1 pseudogene is annotated in these 433 nt (G+C 50.1%); it reads left to right on the top strand.

What is annotated here, in order from left to right:
* Nucleotides 1-167: 167 nt before the first annotated feature.
* Nucleotides 168-365: pseudogene (locus tag ACPGUT_RS16065) on the top strand (transposase); the annotation flags it as partial.
* Nucleotides 366-433 lie beyond the last annotated feature (68 nt).

Here is a 433-nt window from a genome sequence, read left to right as displayed (position 1 = left end):
GACGTACTGCTCAGCCACCATGCCCATCATCGCAACCAGAATTTTATTGATTTCACCCTGATGAATGGTGAAGAGGCGAATGCCAAGAAAGCTAGGCTCAGGACCCATTAATTATCTTGCAGCTTAGGCTTGGCCGTGATTCACCTCTGTTATTGATTGGGGGGCTGATGAGTAATCTTTACTGGCTAAGCGAGGAACCAATGACGCGGTTACGGCCGTATTTCCCAAAGAGCCGGGGGAGGGCTCGGGTTGATGATCGTCGCGTTTTGAGCGGCATTATATTCATCAATCGCAATGGTTTACGATGGTGCGATGCACCTGCAGAATATGGCCCACCAAAGACGTTGTACAATCGCTGGAAACGTCTCCTCTCACACATGCAAACATGTGCTGCCGGGCAACGGGAGTGATCTTGGGGTCTTTGTGAACATCA

Origin of the sequence: Halocynthiibacter sp. (assembly GCF_049608145.1) — a bacterium.
Classification (GTDB): domain Bacteria; phylum Pseudomonadota; class Alphaproteobacteria; order Rhodobacterales; family Rhodobacteraceae; genus Halocynthiibacter.
Note: the sequence above shows the minus strand (reverse complement) of the source record. Positions and strands in the feature narration are given on the sequence as shown.